Raw genomic sequence first — 20,867 nt, forward strand, 5'->3', positions numbered from 1 at the left:
CTTTTCATCGCCTGCGTAGCAATGTCATTCGAGAGTCATACGGTATGAGTGGCATGTTGATGATGTGTGCGACCGCCTGCCCGGGGTCGATGCGAACGTAGTTGGACTGGCCCCACTGGAATTCCTGGCCGGTGATCTCGTCGCGCACCCAAAAACGCTCGTAGGGCTCCATACCCAATGCGGCCATATCCAAAAACAGCGTCGCCTCCTCGGCGCCGAACGCGTTGAGCGTCACCACCACCAACACGCAGTCGCCGGTCGCGGGGTCGAACTTGGAGTAGGCCAGCAGCGCATCGTTGTCCAAGCCGTGGAAGTGAATCGTGCGCAACTGCTCCAGCGCGGGGTGCAATCGGCGAATTGCGTTGAGCTGCGTGATGAATGGCTCCAGCGATCGGCCCTCGGTGAGCGCGGCCGCGAAATCGCGGGGCCGCAATTCGTACTTCTCGGAATTCAGATACTCCTCGCTGCCCTCGCGCACCGCGCGGTGCTCGAACAGCTCGTAGCCCGAGTACACGCCCCACGCCGGGCCCATGGTCGCCGCCAGTACCGCGCGGATGGCGAACATCCCCGGCCCGTTGTGCTGCAGGATCGCATGCAGGATGTCGGGGGTGTTCACGAACAGGTTGGGCCGGCGGAAGTCGGCGAGGTTGGCGATGTCGTTGCCGAACTCGGTCAGCTCCCACTTCGCCGTGCGCCAGGTGAAGTAGGTGTAGGACTGCGTGAACCCCAATTTGGCCAGGCCATACTGCCGCGCCGGCGGTGTGAAGGCCTCCGACAAGAACAGCACATCGGGGTCGATGGCCTTCACCGCGGCGATCAGCCAGGCCCAGAAGTCGGGTGGCTTGGTGTGCGGGTTGTCGACGCGAAAGAACTTGACGCCGTGGTCCATCCAGTGCCGGACGACGCGCAGCACCTCGTCGTAGAGGCCGGCCGGGTCGTTGTCGAAGTTGATCGGATAGATGTCCTGGTATTTCTTCGGCGGGTTTTCCGCGTAAGCGATGGTGCCGTCGGGTAATTCGGTGAACCAGTTGCGGTGATCGCGCGCCCACGGATGATCCGGTGCGCACTGCAGCGCCAGGTCCAGTGCGACCTCCATGCCCAACTCGCGGGCGGCGGCGACGAAGGCGTCGAAGTCCTCGATGGTCCCCAAATCCGGGTGGATGGCGTCATGGCCGCCCTCGTCGCTGCCGATCGCCCAGGGGGACCCCACGTCTCCGGGCGCCGCGGTCGGAGAGTTGTTGCGCCCCTTGCGATGTACTTTGCCGATCGGGTGGATCGGCGGCAGGTAGACGACGTCGAATCCCATCGCCGCGATGCGGGGAAGCTGGGCGGCCGCCGTGGCGAAGGTGCCGTGCACGGGCTTGCCGTCGGCGTCCCAGCCACCGGTCGAGCGGGGAAACATCTCGTACCAGGAGCCGAACCGGGCCAGCGGCCGGTCCACCCAGACGCCGTACTGTTCGCCGCGGGTGACCAGATCGCGCAGCGGGTAGTCGGCCAGGATTTCCTCGATCTGGGGCCCCAGCGCCAGCGCGGTGCGGGTGACCGGGTCGCCGGGTTGGCGCAGCGCGGCCGCGGCGGCCAGCAGCGGTTCGCGCAGTGCCCGCGGCACGCCCGTCGCCGCGCGCTCGAACAGCCCCGCACCTATCAGAAGATCGTTGGACAATTCGGTCTCGCCCTGACCGGCGTCCAGCTTGGCGACCAGTCCGTGCCGCCATGAGTGAATGGGGTCGCCCCACCCGTCGACCCGGAAGGTCCACAGCCCGACCCGGTCGGGGGTGAACTGGCCGTGGAACACGTAAGGTTCGGGGCCCGTCGTCATCGGCAGCGACAGGGGTTTGATTCGTTGCTGGTCCACCTTGCCGTCGCGCTCGGTCGCCGGCTTGGCCGGGGCCTGGACGGCCTTGGTCCGGCGGGTCTCGGTCACCTGCGGGTAGCCAGGCCCGAGGTAACGCACGACCAACGTCGCCGCGACGGCCTCGTGGCCCTCTCGCCATACTGCGGCGCTGACCGGTACGACCTCGCCGACCACAGCTTTCGCGGGATACGCGCCACAGGACACGACCGGCTGGACGTTATCGATCTCGACACGACCGGTCACCAGCACTCCGTTCCGATTATGTGCGGCCAAGCCCGCGGTGTGCGCCGTGCGGAATGCCGCCCGTCGGGAAACTTCCTGTCGTGGGGAAACTTCTGGGCGGGGAAGCATCGTTGCGACCCCGATAACTACCCGATACCCACCCTAGTGTCCGGTCACACACCGCCGGGGAAATGCTGTCCGTCCGGTCGCCGTGCGCGGGCCGGGAACCTCAGTAAGGTAGGGACGCGTGAAAGCCCTCCGCCGGTTTACCGTCCGTGCTCACCTCCCGGAGCGCCTGACCGCGCTGGACCAGTTGTCGACCAACTTGCGATGGTCGTGGGACAAGCCCACTCAGGATCTCTTCGCCACCATCGACCCGGACCTGTGGGAGCGGTGCAGCAGCGATCCGGTGGCGTTGCTGGGCGCGGTCAAACCGGCGCGGCTCGACGAGTTGGCGCTCGACGAGGCCTTCCTGCGCCGGCTCGACGAGCTGAGCGCCGATCTCAACGACTATCTGAGCCGCCCGCTGTGGTACCAGCAGCGGCAGGAGCAGGGCGCCGAGATGCCGGCCGCCATCGCGTACTTCTCGATGGAGTTCGGCATCGCCGAGGTGCTGCCCAACTACTCCGGCGGCCTGGGGATCCTTGCCGGTGACCACCTGAAGTCCGCATCCGATCTGGGCGTCCCGCTGGTAGCGGTGGGCCTTTATTACCGGTCGGGGTATTTCCGGCAGTCGTTGACCGCCGACGGATGGCAGAACGAGACCTACCCGTCGCTGGACCCGCAAGGCCTGCCGTTGCGGCTGCTCACCGATGCGACCGGCGAGCCGGCCCTGGTTGAGCTGATGCTGCCGGACTCCGCGCAGCTGCACGCGCGGATCTGGGTCGCCCAGGTGGGCCGAGTTCCGCTGCTGTTGCTGGATTCCGACGTTCCCGAGAACGAGCACGATCTGCGCGGCGTCACCGACCGCCTGTACGGCGGCGACCAGGAACACCGGATGCGACAGGAGATCCTCGCCGGCATCGGCGGGGTGCGAGCGATCCGTGCCTTCACCGGCATTCACGGCCTGCCCGCGCCCGAGGTGTTCCACATGAACGAGGGCCACGCGGGTTTCCTCGGAGCGGAACGCATCCGCGAACTGATGACCGGTTCCGGACTGGATTTCGACAGCGCGCTGACGGTGGTGCGCTCCAGCACGGTGTTCACCACCCACACCCCGGTACCCGCCGGCATCGACAGGTTCCCCGTCGAGATGGTGCGACTGTACTTCGACGATCACGCGGGCGACGACGCGAAATCCGGTGAGAAGGCAGCGAGCTCGGACGCCGCCGGTGCGCCCGTGTTGCTGCCGGGGGTGCCGACCGCCCGCATCCTGGCGCTCGGCGCGGAGGACGACCCGACCAAATTCAACATGGCCCACATGGGGCTGCGGCTGGCCCAGCGCGCCAACGGTGTGTCGTCGCTGCACGGCCGGGTGAGCCGGTCCATGTTCAACGAACTGTGGCCCGGCTTCGACGCGAGCGAGGTGCCGATCGGCTCGATCACGAACGGGGTCCACGCGCGCACCTGGGCGGCACCGCAGTGGCTGCAGTTGGGTCGAGAACTGGCCGGCTCGGATTCGTTCAGCGATCCGGGGGTCTGGCTGCGGCTCAAGCAAGTCGACGCGGGACACCTGTGGTGGATCCGCTCGCAGCTGAGGTCCCTGCTGGTCGACGACGTCCGGCAGCGGCTGCGCCGCTCCTGGCTGGAACGGGGCGCTTCGGAGGCTGAATTGGGTTGGATCGCAACCGCATTCGACCCAGAGGTGTTGACTATCGGGTTCGCGCGACGGGTGCCGACGTACAAGCGGCTGACGCTGATGCTGCGCGATCCGGATCGGCTGGAACAGCTGCTGCTCGACTCCGAACGTCCGATTCAGTTGATCGTGGCCGGTAAGTCGCACCCGGCCGACGACGGCGGGAAGGCGTTGATCCAGCAGGTGGTGCGCTTCACCGACCGGCCCGAGGTCCGCCACCGCATCGCCTTCCTACCCGACTACGACATGTCGATGGCGCGGCTGCTGTATTGGGGCTGCGACGTCTGGCTGAACAATCCGCTGCGGCCGTTGGAGGCGTGTGGCACTTCGGGAATGAAGAGCGCGCTCAACGGCGGGCTGAACCTGTCCATCCGCGACGGCTGGTGGGACGAATGGTACGACGGCGAAAACGGTTGGGAGATACCGTCGGCGGACGGCGTGGCCGACGAGGCGCGGCGCGACGACCTGGAGTCCAGCGGGCTCTACACGTTGCTGGAAGAGGCCGTGGCGCCGAAGTTCTACGAACGCGATGAGCACGGTGTGCCGCCCCGCTGGATCGAAATGGTGCGCCACACGGTGCAGACGCTCGGTCCGAAAGTGCTGGCCTCGCGCATGGTGCGCGACTACGTCGAGCAGTACTACACCCCCGCGGCGCAGTCGCTGCGCAAGACGATCGCACCCGTCGACGGCGCCGAGGGGGCGGCGGGCGGCGAGTTCGGCGCGGCCCGAGAGCTGGCCGCCTACCGCACCCGCGCCCAGGAGGCCTGGCCCAAGATCGTCATCACCGACGTCGACAGCACCGGCCTGCCGGACAGTCCGGTGCTGGGCTCCAAGCTGACCCTGACCGCCACCGTCCAGCTGGCCGGGCTGGCGCCCGACGAGGTCACCGTCGAGGCGGTGGTCGGCCGGGTCGACGCCAGCGACGCGCTGCTGGAGCCGGTCACCGTCGAGATGTCCTACACCGGTAGCGCCGAGGGCGGCAACCAGGTGTTCTCGACGACAACGCCGCTGCCGCTGGCCGGTTCGGTCGGCTACACCGTGCGCGTGCTGCCCCGCAATCCGATGCTGGCGGCCAGCAGCGAGCTCGGGTTGGTGACCCTGGCCCGCTAGCCGGACCGGGTCAGGCCCGAGTGCCCCTGGTCCGCCGCCTGCGCCGTTCGCAGCCGCTGCAGCGCCTGACGCACCTGCTCTCCGTTGGTGGTCGCCCAGAACGGCGGAAGCGACGCCCGCAGGTAGCCGCCGTAGCCGGCGGTGACCATGCGGGAGTCGAGCACCGCGACCACGCCCCGGTCGGTGACGCGGCGCAACAGCCGGCCCGACCCCTGCGCCAGCAGCAGCGCCGCGTGACTGGCCGCGACCGCCATGAAGCCGTTGCCGCCGCGCGCCGCGACCGCGCGCTGCCGCGCGCCCAGCAATGGGTCGTCGGGCCGGGGAAACGGGATGCGGTCGATCAGCACCAGCGACAGCGACGGCCCGGGCACGTCGACGCCCTGCCACAGCGACAGGGTGCCGAACAGGGAGGTCTGGGGGTCGGCACTGAACTGCTCGACGAGGGCCGAGGTGCTGTCGTCGCCCTGGCACAGCACCGGCGTCGACAGCCGGCCGCGCATCGCCTCGGCGGCGGCGCGGGCCGCGCGCATCGACGAGAACAACCCCAGGGTGCGTCCATCGGCGGCGGCGATGAGATCGGCGATTTCGCTCAGCTGCTCGGCCGAGCCGGTGCCGTCGCGTCCCGGTGGCGGCAGATGCGCGGCCACATACAGGATCCCGGCTTTCGCGTGCTCGAACGGCGAACCCACGTCCAGGCCGCGCCACCTCGCGTCGTCGTCCCCACCGGTCAGTCCCCACGCCGTCGCCATCGCGTCAAAAGAGCCGCCGATGGTCAGCGTGGCCGACGTGAGCACCGCCGTCGACCGCGCGAACACCCGGGACCGCAGCAGCCCGGCGACCGACAGCGGCGCCACCCGCAACACCGGACGCAATGCGCCCCTGAGCTCCTCGTGCTCCAGCCACACCACGTCGGTGCGGTCGGGGATGGCCGGGCCGAACGACGCCAGCACGCGCGACGCCGTGTCCGATATCTCGCCCAGCGCCGCAACCGCTTCGGCGCGCGCCGACGCCGCCTTAGGGTCGTTCGTGCTGTCGATCGCCGAGCGCGCCGCGGCCGCCACGTCGCGCAGCGACGCCAGATACGTCGCCAGTTCCTCGTCGAGGCGATCGATGCGGCCCGGCGTGCCGTCGTGAATGATCGAGGCGAAGTTGGCCGTTGTCGCCTCCAGGCGCTGGATCAGTTCCGGCTCCACCAGGCGGGCGATCCGCCGGGCGGTCACGCCGAGGGCGGCGGACGTCAGCTCCGCGGTGGCCACCGACGTCACCCGGTCCACCAACTCGTGTGCCTCGTCGACGACCAACAGCGCATGCTCGGGCAGTACCGCCGACTCGGCCACCGCATCGATGGCCAACAGCGCGTGGTTGGTGACGACGATATCGGCCTGACCCGCACGGCTGCGCGCCCGTTCGGAGAAGCACTCGGCACCGAACGGGCAGCGCGCCACCCCGAGGCATTCCCGCGCGGACACGCTCACCTGCGACCAGGATCGATCCGGCACGCCGGGCTTGAGGTCGTCGCGGTCGCCGGAATCGGTGTTCGACGCCCATGCGGTGAGCCGCTGCACGTCGCGGCCCAGGGCGCTGACGGCCGTCGGGTTGAACAGTTCCTCCTGGGGCCGGTCGTCGGCCTCCTCGCCGTCGGCGGCCGCGCCGTTGTGAATCTTGTTCAAACACAGATAGTTTCGCCGGCCTTTGAGCAATGCGAACTGCGGGCGGCGCGGCAGCGCATCGGCGAGCGCATCGACCAGCCGGGGCAGATCGCGGTCGACGAGCTGGCGCTGCAGGGCGATCGTGGCCGTGGACACGACGACGGGGGAGTCGTCCTCGAGGGCGTGCACGATCGCGGGCACCAGATACGCGAGCGACTTGCCGGTACCGGTGCCGGCCTGCACCACCAGATGTTCCTCGGTGGCGAAGGCCCGCTCCACCGCGGCGGCCATCTCCTGTTGGCCGCTGCGCTCACTGCCGCCGAGCGCGGCCACGGCGGTGGCCAGCAGCTCGGACACGGACACGTCGGACGTGGCTACCCTCTAATCTGCGTCGTGATGACCGCGGGATCGCCGTGCGACAAGTTCAGTCCCTCCCACGGCAGACTGCGCAGCCCGGAAGTTACCAGTTCGCGCGCCGCCGCGAGGTTGGGTTTGGACACCAGCTCGCCACCGCGCACCAGGGGGACCGTCAGCATCCGGGCGGGTTCGGAGACGTCGGGCTGATGTCCGGCCGGGTACACCACCTCCTCGGTGATGGTCCCGGAGTCGCGGGACAACCGCAGCGCCTCCTTGCGTCCGCCGTGAGATTCCTTGTGGCTGCTGCGCTTTTGCACAGGCATGCCGTCCACCTCGACGAGTTTGTACACCATGTCCGCCGTCGGGGCGCCCGAGCCGGTCACCAGCGACGTCCCCACGCCGTAACTGTCCACCGGTTCGGCGGCCAGGGCGGCGATGGAGAACTCGTCGAGGTCACCCGAGACCACGATGCGGGTCCGGGTGGCACCCAGCTCGTCGAGCTGGCGGCGGACCTGGCGGGCCAGCACGCCCAGCTCGCCGGAGTCGATGCGCACCGCGCCGAGTCCCGTACCGGCGGCGGCCACGGCATTGGCCACACCGGTCGTCACGTCATAGGTGTCGACCAGCAGGGTGGTGTCCACCCCGAGCGCGTCGACCTGTGCCCGAAACGCCGCCAGTTCGGTCGATTCCGTGGGGGAGCCGGCGCGGGCGTGCAGCATGGTGAACGCGTGCGCGGAGGTGCCTTCGGCGGGTATTCCGTAGCAGCGCTGAGCCTCCAGGTTGGAGGAGGCGTCGAAGCCGGCGATGTAAGCGGCGCGTGCCGCGGCGACCGCCGCGGCCTCGTGGGTTCGCCGCGATCCCATCTCGATCAGTGATCGTCCCCTGGCCGCGCTCACCATGCGCGCCGCGGCCGAGGCGACGGCGGTGTCGTGATTGAAAATCGACAGCGCCAGCGTCTCGAGCACCACGCATTCGGCGAACGTCCCGCTCACCGAGAGCACCGGGGACCCGGGGAAGTACAGCTCGCCTTCGGCGTAGCCGTCGATGTCGCCGCCGAACCGATATTCGCGCAAGTACCGCAACGTGTCTGGGTCGAGGAACTGCCCCAGCGACTGGCACGCCTGGTCATCGAAGGCGAATTGCGGCAGCGCCTCGAGCAGCCGGCCGGTGCCGGCGACCACGCCGTAACGGCGTCCTTGGGGGAGTCGGCGGGCGAAAAGCTCGAAGGTGGTCCGTCGATCGGCGCTGCCGTCTCGCAGCGCCGCCGCCAGCATCGTCAACTCGTACTTGTCGGTCAGCAGCCCAGTAACGACCGGGTCGTTCATTCCATAAAGGTATCGGCTGGGATCGGGGCTCGGAAACGTCGTCCAACCCTCGGTATCGTGTAGGCCATGGTTGTTATGTCAGCGCCCACCAAGCCGGGCACTACAGGACAACGAGAGTTCGCTCCGGTAGAGACCACGGCGAGCCCGTGGGTGACGATCGTCTGGGACGACCCGGTCAACCTGATGACCTACGTGACCTACGTATTCCAGAAGTTGTTCGGCTACAGCGAGCCGCACGCCACCAAGCTGATGCTGCAGGTGCACAACGAGGGAAAGGCCGTGGTGTCCGCCGGCAGCCGGGAGTCCATGGAAGTTGATGTGTCCAAGCTGCACGCCGCCGGTCTGTGGGCGACGATGCAGCAGGACCGCTGAGCCTCGAGGCGCTGGCGATTTCCTGTGCGCAAATGGAAGCGGGTTGAGACCGCCAACGGTCCCCGTTTCCGGTCGTCGCTGGCCTCCCACGAGGCCGCCCTGCTCAAGAATCTGGCCACGGCGATGATCGGCCTGCTCGACGAGCGTGAATCCGCTTCGCCGCCAGACGAACTCGAGGAGATCACCGGAATCAGGACCGGGAACGCCGAACCGCCCAAAGATCCCACGCTGCGTCGGCTGCTGCCCGACTTCTATCGCCCCGACGACGACGACGCCGAGCGCCCCGATGCCGCGGCCAGCCTGAACGCGGCCTTGCGCAGCCTGCACGAGCCCGACATCGTCGACGCCAAACGCGTTGCTGCGCAGCGGTTACTGGGTACGGTCCCCGACGATGGCGGTCGCTTCGAGCTCACCGAGGAAGACGCGAACTGCTGGATCGCGGCGGTCAACGACATCCGGCTGACGCTGGGAGTCATGCTCGAGGTCGGGCCCGACGGCCCGGAGCGCCTGCCGGCCGACCATCCGCTGGCCGTGCACTTCGACGTCTACCAGTGGCTGACCGTCCTGCAGGAATACCTGGTCTTGGTGCTGATGGGTCCTCGATGACGGGCGACTTGTGAACGCCATCACCGACGTCGGGGGTGTGCGCGTCGGCCACCATCACCGGCTGGACCCCGACGCGGCCCTGGGCGCCGGCTGGGCCTGCGGCGTCACCGTCATACTCGCCCCGCCGGGGACCGTCGGCGCCGTCGACTGCCGCGGCGGTGCGCCCGGCACCCGCGAGACCGACCTGCTGGACCCGGCCAACACGGTGCGGTTCGTGGACGCGGTGTTGCTCGCCGGGGGCAGCGCCTTCGGCCTGGCCGCCGCCGACGGCGTCATGCGCTTCCTGGAAGAACACGAGCGCGGCGTGGCGATGGACGGCGGGGCGGTGCCCATCGTGCCGGCAGCGGTGATCTTCGATCTGCCGGTCGGGGGTTGGGAGTGCCGCCCGACGGCGGAGTTCGGTTACGCGGCCTGCGTGGCCGCCTTCGGCGGCGAGGCCGCCGGACAGGTAGCCGTCGGGACCGTCGGCGCCGGGGTGGGCGCGCGCGCCGGGGCGCTCAAGGGCGGTGTCGGGACGGCGTCGCGGGCGCTGCCGTCCGGCGTGACCGTCGGGGCGGTGGCCGTGGTGAACTCCGCCGGCGAGGTCGTCGACCGGGCCACCGGCCTGCCGTGGATGACGGACCTGACCCAGCAATTCGGGCTCCGGCCGCCACCGGCCGAGCAGATCGACGCCCTCGCCCAGTTGCCGTCCCCGTCGGATCCGGCGGACCACCCCCTCAACACCGTCATCGCGGTGGTGGCCACCGACGCCGCCCTGAGCGCGGCGGCGTGCCGGCGGGTGGCGATCGCCGCGCACGACGGCCTGGCCCGCAGCATCCGGCCGGCGCACACACCGGTCGATGGTGACACCGTGTTCGTGCTGGCGACGGGGGCGGTCGAGGTGCCGCCCGCCGGGAATGCGCCCGCCGCCTTCTCGCCGGAGACCCGGCTGGCCACCGAGGTCGGCATCGCCGCCGCCGATTGCCTGGCCGAAGCGGTATTGGGTGGTGTGCTGGCCGCCGAATCGATCGCCGGCATACCGAGCTATCGCGACGTGCTGCCGGGCGCATTCGGTCGATGAGAGGCGACCGGCCGCTGCGCCGGTAGCCTTGACGATGCTGAACACGCTAGAAGGGCAGGCGATGAGCAGAAGGGGCGCTCGTGGCTTCGCGGGGCGCACCGGCGCGCCTGGCGCCCAGCCGAAGAAGCGGTCCACCGCGACCACCGGGGCCGCCACCATCCTCACCTTCGTGGTGCTGCTCTACCTCGTGGAGCTCATCGACCAGCTGACCCGGCATTCGCTGGACGCCAACGGCATCCGGCCGCTGGAAGCCGACGGGCTGTGGGGCATCGTGTTCGCCCCGGTGTTGCACGCGGGCTGGCAGCACCTGATGGCCAACACCGTGCCGCTGCTGGTCCTCGGATTCCTGATGACGCTGGCCGGCCTGTCCCGATTCGTCTGGGCGACCGCCATCGTGTGGATCCTCGGCGGCTTCGGCACCTGGCTCATCGGCAACGTCGGCAGCAGCTGCGGCCCCACCGACCACATCGGCGCCTCCGGTCTGATCTTCGGCTGGCTGGCCTTCTTATTGGTGTTCGGGATCTTCGTGCGCCGGATGCGCGACATCATCATCGGGCTGATCGTCATGTTCGCCTACGGCGGCGTTCTGCTCGGGGCCATGCCGGTGCTCGGCCAATGCGGGGGCGTGTCGTGGCAGGGCCACCTGTGCGGAGCGATCGCCGGCGTCATGGCCGCCTATTGGTTGTCCGCCCCGGAACGCAAGGGCCGGACGTCCAGGAAAGCCGGCACCACCGTGCCGCGGCCCAAGACATGAGCTCGCCACTGGCACCCATCGGCGTCTTCGACTCCGGTGTCGGGGGACTCACGGTCGCGCGGGCGATCATCGACCAGCTGCCGGACGAAGACATCATTTACGTCGGCGATACCGGCCACGGCCCGTACGGGCCGCTGACCATCCCCGAGGTCCGCGCGCACGCGTTGGCCATCGGTGACGATCTCGTCGGGCGTGGCGTCAAGGCGTTGGTCATCGCCTGCAACACCGCGTCGGCCGCGTGCCTGCGGGACGCTCGCGAACGCTACGACGTGCCCGTCGTCGAGGTGATCCTGCCCGCGGTGCGCCGCGCGGTCGCCACCACCCGCAACGGGCGCATCGGCGTCATCGGCACCCAGGCGACCATCAACTCGCACGCCTATCAGGACGCGTTCGCCGCCGCCCGTGACACCGAGATCACCGCGGTGGCGTGCCCGCGCTTCGTCGACTTCGTGGAGCGCGGCGTGACCAGCGGGCGTCAGGTGCTCGGGTTGGCCGAGGGCTATCTGGAGCCGCTGCAGCGCGCGCAGGTCGACACGTTGGTGCTCGGCTGCACGCACTATCCTCTGTTGTCCGGGCTCATCCAATTGGCGATGGGTGACAACGTGACGCTCGTCTCCAGCGCCGAGGAGACCGCAAAGGAAGTGCTTCGGATGCTGACCGAACGGGACCTGCTACGCGCGCACCCGGATGACCCCGGCACCGCCCCGCCTTCCCGGGTCTTCGAAGCCACCGGCGACCCCGAGGCGTTCACCGATTTGGCGGCGCGCTTCCTCGGTCCCGCCGTCACCGCTGTCCGGCCCGTTGTGCAGGTGCACATTGATTGACCTGCGGAGGAGATTCCCGTCACACCAATGCGGCCATGTTTTCGTCACGGTCCGATCGGGCATGGCACAGTAGTGTCCGTGCGAATAACCGTGCTCGGCTGCTCGGGCAGCGTGGTGGGTCCGGACTCGCCCGCGTCGGGTTATCTGCTACGGGCACCCGACACTCCGCCGTTGGTCATCGACTTCGGCGGGGGCGTTCTCGGGGCGCTGCAGCGCTATGCCGACCCCGGTTCCGTGCACGTGCTGTTGTCGCATCTGCACGCCGATCACTGTTTGGATCTGCCCGGCCTGTTCGTGTGGCGGCGCTATCACCCGACGCGTCCGCTGGGTAAGGCGTTGCTCTACGGGCCGGGCGACACCTGGTCGCGGTTGGGCGCGGCGTCGTCACCCTACGGCGGTGAGATCGATGATTGCTCGGACATTTTCGACGTTCGGCATTGGGTCGACGGTGAGGCGGTGACGATCGGCGCGCTGACGGTGACGCCACGGGTGGTGGCCCATCCGACGGAGTCCTACGGCCTGAAGATCACCGACCCCTCCGGCGCGTCGTTTGTCTACAGCGGTGACACCGGCGTCTGCGGTCAGCTCGTCGAGCTGGCTCGCGGCGCCGACGTTTTCCTCTGCGAGGCGTCGTGGACGCACGCGCCGGATCGTCCGCCCGCGCTGCATCTGTCGGGCACCGAGGCAGGACGTGCCGCGTCCGAGGCCGGCGTTCACGAACTGTTGCTGACACACATCCCGCCGTGGACGTCGCGCGAGGACGTGATCAGCGAGGCCAAGGCCGAGTTCGACGGTCCCGTGCATGCGGTGGTGTGCGGCGAGACGTTCGATATCCGCCGCTCCGAGCGGGTCTGAGTCAGCGCGACGGCGCCCAACTTGCCGGCCTCCTCAGCGCGGGGCGCGCATCGTCGGCAGGGCTTCGTTGGCTTAGGGTTGCGGGGTGACGAGACGAGAAGACGGCCGCCTTGACGACGAGCTTCGGCCCGTGGTCATCACCCGCGGTTTCACCGACCACCCCGCCGGCTCGGTATTGATCGAATTCGGCCACACCAAGGTCATGTGCACCGCCAGCGTGACCGAAGGGGTGCCGCGGTGGCGCAAGGGGTCGGGCCTGGGGTGGCTGACCGCGGAGTACGCGATGTTGCCGTCGGCCACCCATACCCGTACCGACCGCGAGGCGGTGAAGGGCCGCCTGTCCGGGCGCACGCAGGAGATCAGCCGGCTGATCGGGCGGTCGTTGCGTGCCTGCATCGACTTGGCGGCGCTCGGCGAGAACACCATCGCCGTCGACTGCGACGTGCTGCAGGCCGACGGCGGCACCCGCACCGCGGCGATCACGGGTGCCTTCGTGGCGCTGTCCGACGCGGTGACCTATCTGGCGGCGGCGGGGAAGCTGTCGGACCCCCGGCCGCTGTCGTGCGCGATCGCGGCGGTCAGCGTCGGTGTGGTCGACGGCCGGATCCGCGTCGATTTGCCCTATGAGGAGGACGCCCGCGCCGAGGTAGACATGAACGTCGTCGCCACCGACACCGGGACGCTCGTCGAAGTGCAGGGGACCGGCGAGGGGGCGACGTTCCCGCGGTCGACGCTGGACAAGTTGCTCGACGTCGCGCTGGCCGCCTGCGACAAGCTGTTCGCCGCGCAGCGCGAGGCGCTCCAGCTGCCGTACCCGGGTGTGCTCCCCGACGGTCCCCCGGTGCCGAAGGCGTTCGGCAGCTGACGCGCCGGCTGCTGGTCGCCAGCCGCAATCCGAAGAAGCTGGCCGAGTTGCGCCGGGTGCTCGACGCCGCCGGCCTGACCGGCTTGACGTTGGTGTCGCTCGACGACGTGGCGCCGTTCGACGAAGCCCCGGAGACGGGCGCGGTGTTCGAAGACAACGCGTTGGCCAAGGCGCGGGATGCCTTCAATGCGAGCGGGTTGCCAAGCGTGGCCGACGATTCCGGGCTGGAGGTCGCCGCGCTCAATGGCATGCCCGGCGTGCTGTCGGCGCGCTGGTCGGGTCGACACGGTGATGACCCGAATAACACCGCGTTGCTGCTGGCGCAGTTGCGCGACGTGCCCGACGGACGGCGCGGTGCGGCGTTCGTCTCAGCCTGCGCGCTCGTGTCGGCCGCCGGGGAGGTCGTCGTCCGCGGCGAGTGGCCCGGCAGCATTGCCCGCGAACCGCGCGGCGACGGCGGCTTCGGCTATGACCCGGTCTTCGTTCCGAACGGACACGACCGCACGGCGGCAGAGCTGAGCCCGGCGGAGAAGGACGCCGTTTCGCATCGCGGGCGGGCGCTGCGGCTGCTGTTGCCGGCATTCGAGGCGCTGGCCCGATCTGGGGGCTAGGCCGCTTGGTCCGCCGCCGCATCGGCGGCTTTCGTCACAGCAGCCCGAAACGCGCCTTAACGTCCCTGGTCTGGAAGTGCTCGACGATGATGCCGAGCAGCGGGATGGTGCCGGACAGCAGCACGCCGACCGTCTTGCCGAGCGGCCAGCGCACCTTGACCGCCAGGTTGAACGCGGTCAATACGTAGATGAAATACACCCAGCCGTGGACCACTTCGATCCACCGGATCTCGTGGCCGAAGGCCAGGTGCGAGACGATCTCGTAGCACAGCGCGATCAGCCATAGACCGGTCGTCCACGCCATGATCCGGTAGCCGAGCAACGCGGTGCGGATTTTGTCGGCGGGCACCGCAGGCACTGGTGCTCCGGGCGTCTCCGGTGCGGTCATGGGGTTGTCCTCTTCTGTTTTTCGGCGTCTTGTGCGGCGAGCTGGGCCAGGTAGGTGTTGTACTCCCGCAGCGCGGGGTCGTCGGGTGCCGGCGCGGCGGGCTTGGGCCGCTCGGGTAGCAGCCCGGGGGGTATCTCCGTCATCGCGTCGGCGCACCGCGGCGGTGGTGGTTCGGATTCATAGCGAACGAATTTGCGGTACGCGTATACGCAGAATCCCGCGAACAGCGGCCACTGCAACGCATAGCCGAGGTTCTGAAAGGAGCCCGAGACGGAATTGAACCTGGTCCACTGCCACCAGCCCAGGGCCAGGCAGCCGCATGCCGCGACGATTACCAGCGCGATGAGCGCGGGCCTGCGACGATGCGTAGTGGACACCCCTTGACCGTACCGCTGACTATTTACCCCGACGAATTCGTCGAGCCCGTGCCGCCGGCTCGGTGGCGTCGCAAGCGATACGATCGGCAAGCCGCGGGCGTGGCGAAATTGGCAGACGCGATGGTTTTAGGTGCCATTGCTCGAAAGAGCTTGAGGGTTCGAGTCCCTCCGCCCGCACTGACGGCTTATTGCGGCGGGGGTGGCACGACGGGTCGGCACACATTGGCCCCCGGGTCCCACCAGTTGCCGGGACCGCAGTCTTGGGGCGGCGGACCCCCTAACGGCTGGCAGGCGTTGGGCCCTGGGTTCCACCAGTTGCCGGGACCGCAATCGGGCGGTGGCGGCGCCCCTAATGGCTGGCAGGCGTCGGCTCCTGGGTTCCACCAATTGCCCCGACCGCAGTCTGGGGGTTGAGCGGAACTGGTCCCTAAAGACACCGCTGTCACGTACGCCGCGGGCGCTATCACCATCATGACGACGCCGGCGACCCGGCGAATAAGCATGCTCATCGGAAGGACCTTCCATCAGGCAACCTGTAGTTCTACAGATTGACCTTCGCCCTGAGTCTTAAACCGCCACCCGCGGGCGTGTTTGCTGGGCAGGGCTACGACAGCCGCGCGCCAGGGCGAAAGCGGGCGGGCCCCGTCCTTTCGGCATTTCCGCCGGGCCGGCCGCACCGGTCGACCCCGAGGAGTCCGCACTCCAACACGAGCGGGTCGCCAGGACGCAGGATTGGACCGTTGTGCAGGGCGTGCCCGATACGGGAGTGCACCGCCAGGCCGCGATGAAGCACCGTCAAGCGGCCGATGAGGAGGACCGCAAGCTCGCCGAGTTGAAGCGCAAAGAATCCGAAGCGGACCTGGCCCGCGACGTCGGCCAGTAACCGGTCACGCCACGAAGCGGGCGCGTACCTGGGGGGCCGGCAGCGGGCAACTGTCGTACTTGCCGCCGACGCGATAGCGGATCGCGGCGAACCGGTCGTAGAGCCAGTCGAGTATTGGGCCCGGGACGATGCGGGCGAGGGCGAGCGCCCGCCACGGTCCGCCGAGGTAGTCCGCCACGCGCAGGACCGCCCGGGATCGGACGGCCACCCGTTCGGAGGGCCGGCCCGGGTCGTCGACAAACACCACCGAATCGACGTTTCCGATCTCGGGATGCCGCTCGAGGATCGCTTTGGCGAAGACGGTCTCCAATGCCGCAAAGCGCAGGGGACCGGCGGGATCGAAACGCAGGATCGTACGCACCGACCGATTGCACACCCCGCACACTCCGTCGTACAGCAGCACGGGCGCCGCTGACCCTGCGCTCATGTTGTCCAGGATACCGACGGGCCCGGACGCCGGCCGCGGCGCAGATTGACGTATGGTAAGGCAACCCTTAGTTTGTACTGGCCTCACGGCGGTGATGCCGCCGGGTCGTCAGATCGGCGAGCCGTTGCGGCGCGGGGCGCCGCGAGAAAGGACCGCAAATGGCACGCGGGTTCTCCGCTGTGATGCTGCGCAGCTTCGGCGCGCGCGACCACACTGCGACGGTGATCGAAACCGTTCGGATCGCACCGCACTTCGTGCGGGTGCGCATGACGTCGCCGACGCTGTTCGAGGACGTGGATGCCGAACCGGCTGCGTGGCTGCGGTTCTGGTTTCCGGACCCGGACGGATCGAAAACGGAATTTCAGCGCGCGTATACGATCTCGGAGGCGGACGTTGCCGCCGGACGCTTCGCGGTCGACATCGTGCTGCACGATCCCGCCGGCCCGGCGTCGCAATGGGCGCGCACCGTGCAGCCCGGCGCCACCATCGCGGTCATGGCGCTGATGGGTTCGTCGCGGTTCGACGTGCCCGACGAGCAGCCGGCCGGATATCTGCTGATCGGCGACTCGGCGTCCATCCCGGGAATGAACGGCATCATCGGGGTGGTCCCCGACGACGTCCCGATCGAGATGTACCTCGAACAGCACGACGACAACGACACGCTGATCCCGATCGCGCAGCACCCCAGGCTGCGACTGCACTGGGTGACCCGCCACGACGAGAAGTTGCTGGCCGCGGCGATCGAAAACCGGGACTGGTCGGACTGGTACGCGTGGGCGACGCCGGAGGCCACGACGCTCAAGCAGGTGCGGACGCGGCTGCGCGACGAGTTCGGCTTTCCCAAGTCCGAGGTGCACGCCCAGGCGTACTGGAGCGCCGGACGCGCGATGGGCACCCGGCGCGGTGACGAGCAGGCGGAATCCGACAGCGCCGCACCCGTGACCTCCACGGAAGACGTTGCCGCGCGGCTGGATTCGGCGCCACAGGTGCCCGACGCCCCGCCCGAACCGGCGGCCCGGGGGCATTGGCGTGCCCAGGGCGCGGGCCGACTGCTCGCGCCGCTGCGCTCGGCGCTGATCCTCTCGGGTGTGTTGCAGGCCGTGATCACGCTGGTGCAACTGGCGCCGTTCGTGTTGCTGGTCGAGCTGGCCCGGCTCCTGGTCTCCGGCGCGCCCGCCGCCCGACTCTTCGACATCGGCATCGCGGCGGTGTCGCTGCTGGGTTTGGGAGCGTTGCTGGGTGCGGCCCTCACGCTATGGCTCCACGTCGTCGACGCGCGGTTCGCCCGTGATCTGCGATCGCGACTGTTGCACAAGCTGTCTCGGTTACCGCTGGGCTGGTTCACCGCACGCGGTTCGGGGTCGATCAAGCAGCTGCTGGCCGACGACACGCTGTCCTTGCACTACCTGGTCACCCACGCCATCCCGGACGCGGTCGCCGCCGCCGTCGCGCCGGTCGCGGTGCTGGTCTATCTGTTCGTCGTCGACTGGCGGGTGGCGCTGGTGTTGTTTTTGCCGGTCCTGGTGTACCTGGTGCTGACGTCGTCGCTCACCATCCAGTCGGGCCCGCGCATCCCGCAGTCGCAGCGCTGGGCGGAGACGATGAGTGGCGAGGCCGGCGCATACCTGGAAGGTCAGCCGGTGATCCGCGTCTTCGGTGGCGCCGCCGCCTCCAGCTTCCGGCGCCGCCTGGACGAATACGTGGGCTTCCTGGTCGCCTGGCAGCGCCCGCTGGCCGGCAAGAAGACGGTCATGGACCTGGTCACCCGCCCCTCGACGTTCCTGTGGCTCATCGTTGTCACCGGCACCCTGCTGGTGGTCGCGGGCCGGATGGATCCGGTGACTTTGCTGCCGTTCTTGTTGCTGGGCACCACGTTCGGCGCGCGGTTGCTCGGCATCGCCTACGGTCTGGGCGGCATCCGCGCGGGCATGCTAGCCGCCCGGCGCCTGCAGAACGCCCTCGACGAGCCCGACCTCGCCGTGCACGACCACCACGGGGTCAACGGGGATCCGGCGTCGACGGTGGTGTTCGACCACGTCGGCTTCGGCTACCGGCCCGACGTGCCGGTCATTCACGACGTCTCGCTGACATTGCGGCCGCGGACGGTCACCGCGCTGGTCGGCCCCTCGGGGTCCGGCAAGTCGACGCTGGCCGCCCTGCTGGCCCGGTTCCACGATGTCGGGCAAGGCGCGATACGCGTTGGGGGACAAGACATTCGGTCAATGACCGCCGACCAGCTGTACGCCCAGGTTGGATTCGTGCTGCAGGAAACGCAATTGGTGCACGGGACCGTCGCGGAAAACATCGCGCTGGCCGTCCCCGACGCCACCGCGGCGCGAGTCGAACAGGCGGCGCGCGACGCCCAGATTCACGACCGCATCATGCGGCTGCCGGACGGCTACGACACCATGCTGGGCGCCGGCAGCGGGCTGTCGGGTGGTGAGCGTCAACGGCTCACGATCGCTCGGGCGATCCTGGCCGACACCCCGGTGCTGATCCTCGACGAGGCCACCGCCTTTGCCGACCCGGAATCGGAATACCTTGTGCAGCAAGCCCTCAACCGGCTGACGCGGGACCGCACCGTGCTGGTGATCGCGCATCGATTGCACACCATCACCCGGGCCCACCAGATCGTCGTGCTCGACCACGGCCGCATCGTCGAACGTGGCACGCACGACGAGTTGCTGAGCGCCGAGGGCCGGTACCGACGACTCTGGGAGGGTGGTCGTCGTGACCGGGTAACCGCGGGCATGGCCCGCGAGGGGGCGCGATGATTCGCACGTGGTTGAGGCTGGTTCCGGCGGGGCGCCGCAACCGGGTCATCACCTACACGGTGCTGGCACTTGTCTCCGTGGTGGTGCGGGCGGCGGCCACCGTTCTGCTGGTCCCTTTGGTGGGGGCGTTGTTCGGCGACGCCCCGCAGCGCGCGCTGGCCTGGCTGGGCTGGCTGACCGCGGCCACCGTGACCGGCTGGGTGATCGACACCGCAACCGCGCGTATCGGTTTCAACCTGGGTTTCGCCGTGCTGGATCACAGCCAGCACGACGTCGCGGATCGGCTGCCCGGCGTGCGGCTGGATTGGTTCACCGCCGAGCACACCGCGATCGCCCGGCAGGCGATCGCCGCCACCGGGCCGGAGTTGGTCGGTCTCGTCGTCAACCTGCTGACGCCGCTGATCTTTGCCGTCCTGCTGCCCGCGGCCATCGCGGTCGTGCTGCTGCCGGTCTCCTGGCAGCTGGGGGCCGCCGCGCTGGGGGGCCTGCCGCTGCTGTTGGGCGCGCTGTGGGCGTCGGCCCGTTTGAGCCGGCGCGCCGACTCCGCGGCGGCCGAGGCCAACAGCGCGCTCACCGAGCGGATCATCGAGTTCGCCCGGACCCAGCAGGCGTTGCGCGCCGCGCGGCGCGTCGAGCCCGCGCGCAGCCTGGTCGGCGATGCGCTGGCCGCACAGCACGGCGCCACCATGCGCCTGCTCTCGATGCAGGTCCCGGGCCAGCTGCTGTTCAGCCTCGCGAGCCAGCTCGCGCTGATCCTGCTGGCGGGGGCCACCACCGCGCTGACCGTGAACGGAACCCTCTCGGTGCCCGAAGCCATCGCGCTGATCGTCGTCATCGTGCGCTACCTCGAGCCGTTCACCACCATCAGCGAGCTCGCGCCGGCGCTGGAGAGCACCCGCGCCACGCTCGACAACATCCGCGCGGTGCTCGCCGCGCCGCTGATGACCGCCGGCGCCGCTACGCGCGCGGGCGGCGCCCCGCCACGTATCGAGTTCGACGACGTCGTGTTCCGCTACGACGGCGCGGGCGCACCGGTCCTCAATGGCGTGAGCTTTGCGTTGGATCCGGGCAGCACGACGGCGATCGTGGGACCGTCCGGTTCGGGCAAGAGCACGATTCTGGCGCTGATCGCCGGGCTGCATGAGCCCACCGGCGGCCGCGTGCTGATCGACGGTGTGGACGCGGCGACGCTGGACCGCGAGGCCCGGCGGGCGGCGGCCAGCGTCGTTTTCCAGCACCCCTACCTGTTCCACGGGTCGATCCGCGACAACGTGTGCGCCGGAGATCCCGGCGCCGGCGACGACCGGTTGGCGCGGGCGGTGGCGCTCGCGCGCGTCGACGAGCTGATCGGACGGCTCCCCGACGGCGCCGACACGATCGTCGGCGAGGCCGGTTCGGCCTTGTCCGGCGGTGAGCGCCAGCGGGTCAGCATCGCCCGTGCGTTGCTCAAACCAGCGCCGATCCTGCTGGTAGACGAGGCGACCAGCGCGTTGGACACCGAGAACGAAGCCGCGGTCGTCGACGCGCTGACCGCCGACCCGCACACACGCACGCAGGTGATCGTCGCGCACCGCCTGGCCAGCATCAGTCACGCCGACCGCGTGCTGTTTCTGGACAACGGCCGGGTGATCGAGGATGGCACGGTCGACGAATTGCTCGCTGCCGGCGGCCGTTTCGACGAATTCTGGCGCCAGCAGCACGAAGCCGCCGAATGGTGCATCCTGGGCGGGCTAGCGCACCGCGGTTGACCGCAACTGT

At 69.3% G+C, this 20,867-nt stretch carries 17 protein-coding genes, 1 tRNA gene and 1 pseudogene; 13 read left to right on the forward strand and 6 right to left on the reverse strand.

Annotated elements, in window-relative coordinates; genetic code table 11:
• Positions 1-4 precede the first annotated feature (4 nt).
• Positions 5-2,098, reverse strand: coding sequence for an alpha-1,4-glucan--maltose-1-phosphate maltosyltransferase (locus BST14_RS00320; protein WP_211280624.1), 2,094 nt, complete (start codon positions 2,096-2,098; stop codon positions 5-7).
• Positions 2,099-2,324: 226 nt separating this feature from the next.
• Between BST14_RS00320 and glgP the strand changes: the two genes are divergently transcribed.
• Positions 2,325-4,982 carry an alpha-glucan family phosphorylase gene (gene glgP / locus BST14_RS00325; protein WP_083062618.1) on the forward strand — a complete coding sequence of 886 codons (2,658 nt, stop codon included), beginning with the start codon at positions 2,325-2,327 and terminating at the stop codon, positions 4,980-4,982.
• Here glgP and BST14_RS00330 read toward each other — a convergent pair.
• Positions 4,979-6,994, reverse strand: a complete 2,016-nt coding sequence (locus BST14_RS00330; RefSeq protein ID WP_142279203.1) for an ATP-dependent DNA helicase — start codon at positions 6,992-6,994, stop codon at positions 4,979-4,981. The two genes, glgP and BST14_RS00330, sit on opposite strands and share 4 nt — an antisense overlap.
• 11 nt (positions 6,995-7,005) lie before the next feature.
• Positions 7,006-8,313, reverse strand: a complete 1,308-nt coding sequence (locus BST14_RS00335; RefSeq protein ID WP_083062619.1) for a nicotinate phosphoribosyltransferase — start codon at positions 8,311-8,313, stop codon at positions 7,006-7,008.
• Between the two features lie 66 nt (positions 8,314-8,379).
• On the opposite strand from BST14_RS00335, the gene clpS reads away from it, so the two are divergent.
• The 8 genes from clpS (at position 8,380) to rdgB (ending at position 14,260) form a co-directional block, all read left to right on the forward strand.
• A complete protein-coding gene (clpS, locus tag BST14_RS00340; protein ID WP_083062620.1) occupies positions 8,380-8,685 on the forward strand; it encodes an ATP-dependent Clp protease adapter ClpS in 306 nt (101 codons plus the stop codon).
• Positions 8,686-8,709: 24 nt separating this feature from the next.
• Positions 8,710-9,291: an oxidative stress transcriptional regulator AosR gene (gene aosR, locus BST14_RS00345; RefSeq protein ID WP_083062621.1), complete on the forward strand. Its 582-nt coding sequence runs from the start codon at positions 8,710-8,712 to the stop codon at positions 9,289-9,291.
• A gap of 10 nt (positions 9,292-9,301) precedes the next feature.
• The gene (locus BST14_RS00350; RefSeq protein WP_083062622.1) at positions 9,302-10,351 is read left to right on the forward strand and encodes a P1 family peptidase; all 1,050 of its coding nucleotides are present in this window, start codon (positions 9,302-9,304) and stop codon (positions 10,349-10,351) included.
• A 61-nt stretch (positions 10,352-10,412) separates the two neighbouring features.
• The gene (locus tag BST14_RS00355) at positions 10,413-11,105 is read left to right on the forward strand and encodes a rhomboid family intramembrane serine protease (protein ID WP_083062730.1); all 693 of its coding nucleotides are present in this window, start codon (positions 10,413-10,415) and stop codon (positions 11,103-11,105) included.
• On the forward strand, positions 11,102-11,929 hold the full coding sequence (gene murI / locus BST14_RS00360) for a glutamate racemase (RefSeq protein WP_083062623.1): 828 nt from the start codon (positions 11,102-11,104) through the stop codon (positions 11,927-11,929). The genes BST14_RS00355 and murI overlap by 4 nt, the downstream gene beginning before the upstream one ends.
• Positions 11,930-12,001: 72 nt before the next feature.
• Complete coding sequence (locus BST14_RS00365) at positions 12,002-12,784, forward strand: cyclic nucleotide-degrading phosphodiesterase (RefSeq protein ID WP_083062624.1); 783 nt, start codon at positions 12,002-12,004, stop codon at positions 12,782-12,784.
• A gap of 85 nt (positions 12,785-12,869) precedes the next feature.
• A complete protein-coding gene (gene rph / locus BST14_RS00370; protein ID WP_083062625.1) occupies positions 12,870-13,649 on the forward strand; it encodes a ribonuclease PH in 780 nt (259 codons plus the stop codon).
• Positions 13,646-14,260 (forward strand): RdgB/HAM1 family non-canonical purine NTP pyrophosphatase, encoded by a 615-nt coding sequence (gene rdgB, locus BST14_RS00375; RefSeq protein WP_142279205.1) that lies wholly within the window; start codon positions 13,646-13,648, stop codon positions 14,258-14,260. The genes rph and rdgB overlap by 4 nt, the downstream gene beginning before the upstream one ends.
• Before the next feature lie 34 nt (positions 14,261-14,294).
• On the opposite strand, the gene BST14_RS00380 is transcribed toward rdgB, so the two are convergent.
• Together BST14_RS00380 and BST14_RS00385 are read right to left on the reverse strand one after the other, a co-directional pair.
• Entirely contained in the window at positions 14,295-14,648 is a 354-nt protein-coding gene (locus tag BST14_RS00380) for a DUF3817 domain-containing protein (protein WP_083062627.1), read from the reverse strand.
• Positions 14,645-15,025: a hypothetical protein gene (locus tag BST14_RS00385; protein ID WP_083062628.1), complete on the reverse strand. Its 381-nt coding sequence runs from the start codon at positions 15,023-15,025 to the stop codon at positions 14,645-14,647. Before BST14_RS00385 ends, BST14_RS00380 begins: the two co-directional genes overlap by 4 nt.
• A gap of 93 nt (positions 15,026-15,118) precedes the next feature.
• Here BST14_RS00385 and BST14_RS00390 point away from each other — a divergent pair.
• Both BST14_RS00390 and BST14_RS29295 read left to right on the forward strand, forming a co-directional pair.
• Positions 15,119-15,202, forward strand: a tRNA-Leu gene (locus BST14_RS00390).
• Between the two features lie 421 nt (positions 15,203-15,623).
• Positions 15,624-15,908, forward strand: a pseudogene (locus tag BST14_RS29295) (hypothetical protein); the annotation flags it as partial.
• A gap of 4 nt (positions 15,909-15,912) precedes the next feature.
• Here the strand turns inward: BST14_RS29295 and BST14_RS00400 are convergent.
• The gene (locus BST14_RS00400; protein WP_083062629.1) at positions 15,913-16,335 is read right to left on the reverse strand and encodes a thiol-disulfide oxidoreductase DCC family protein; all 423 of its coding nucleotides are present in this window, start codon (positions 16,333-16,335) and stop codon (positions 15,913-15,915) included.
• Positions 16,336-16,493: 158 nt separating this feature from the next.
• Here BST14_RS00400 and BST14_RS00405 point away from each other — a divergent pair, with 158 nt between their 5' ends.
• Positions 16,494-19,109 (forward strand): ABC transporter ATP-binding protein/permease, encoded by a 2,616-nt coding sequence (locus BST14_RS00405; protein ID WP_083062630.1) that lies wholly within the window; start codon positions 16,494-16,496, stop codon positions 19,107-19,109.
• Positions 19,106-20,857 carry an ABC transporter ATP-binding protein gene (locus tag BST14_RS00410; protein ID WP_083062631.1) on the forward strand — a complete coding sequence of 584 codons (1,752 nt, stop codon included), beginning with the start codon at positions 19,106-19,108 and terminating at the stop codon, positions 20,855-20,857. The genes BST14_RS00405 and BST14_RS00410 overlap by 4 nt, the downstream gene beginning before the upstream one ends.
• Positions 20,858-20,867 lie beyond the last annotated feature (10 nt).

This window comes from Mycobacterium arosiense ATCC BAA-1401 = DSM 45069 (assembly GCF_002086125.1).
Taxonomy (GTDB): domain Bacteria; phylum Actinomycetota; class Actinomycetes; order Mycobacteriales; family Mycobacteriaceae; genus Mycobacterium; species Mycobacterium arosiense.

Coding starts and splice junctions, on each gene's coding strand:
- BST14_RS00335 (WP_083062619.1), bottom strand. CDS start 8,313: ATGAACGACCCGGTCGTTACTGGGCTGCTGACCGACAAGTACGAGTTG.
- clpS (WP_083062620.1), top strand. CDS start 8,380: ATGGTTGTTATGTCAGCGCCCACCAAGCCGGGCACTACAGGACAACGA.
- BST14_RS00355 (WP_083062730.1), top strand. CDS start 10,413: ATGAGCAGAAGGGGCGCTCGTGGCTTCGCGGGGCGCACCGGCGCGCCT.
- murI (WP_083062623.1), top strand. CDS start 11,102: ATGAGCTCGCCACTGGCACCCATCGGCGTCTTCGACTCCGGTGTCGGG.
- BST14_RS00380 (WP_083062627.1), bottom strand. CDS start 14,648: ATGACCGCACCGGAGACGCCCGGAGCACCAGTGCCTGCGGTGCCCGCC.
- BST14_RS00400 (WP_083062629.1), bottom strand. CDS start 16,335: ATGAGCGCAGGGTCAGCGGCGCCCGTGCTGCTGTACGACGGAGTGTGC.
- BST14_RS00405 (WP_083062630.1), top strand. CDS start 16,494: ATGGCACGCGGGTTCTCCGCTGTGATGCTGCGCAGCTTCGGCGCGCGC.
- BST14_RS00410 (WP_083062631.1), top strand. CDS start 19,106: ATGATTCGCACGTGGTTGAGGCTGGTTCCGGCGGGGCGCCGCAACCGG.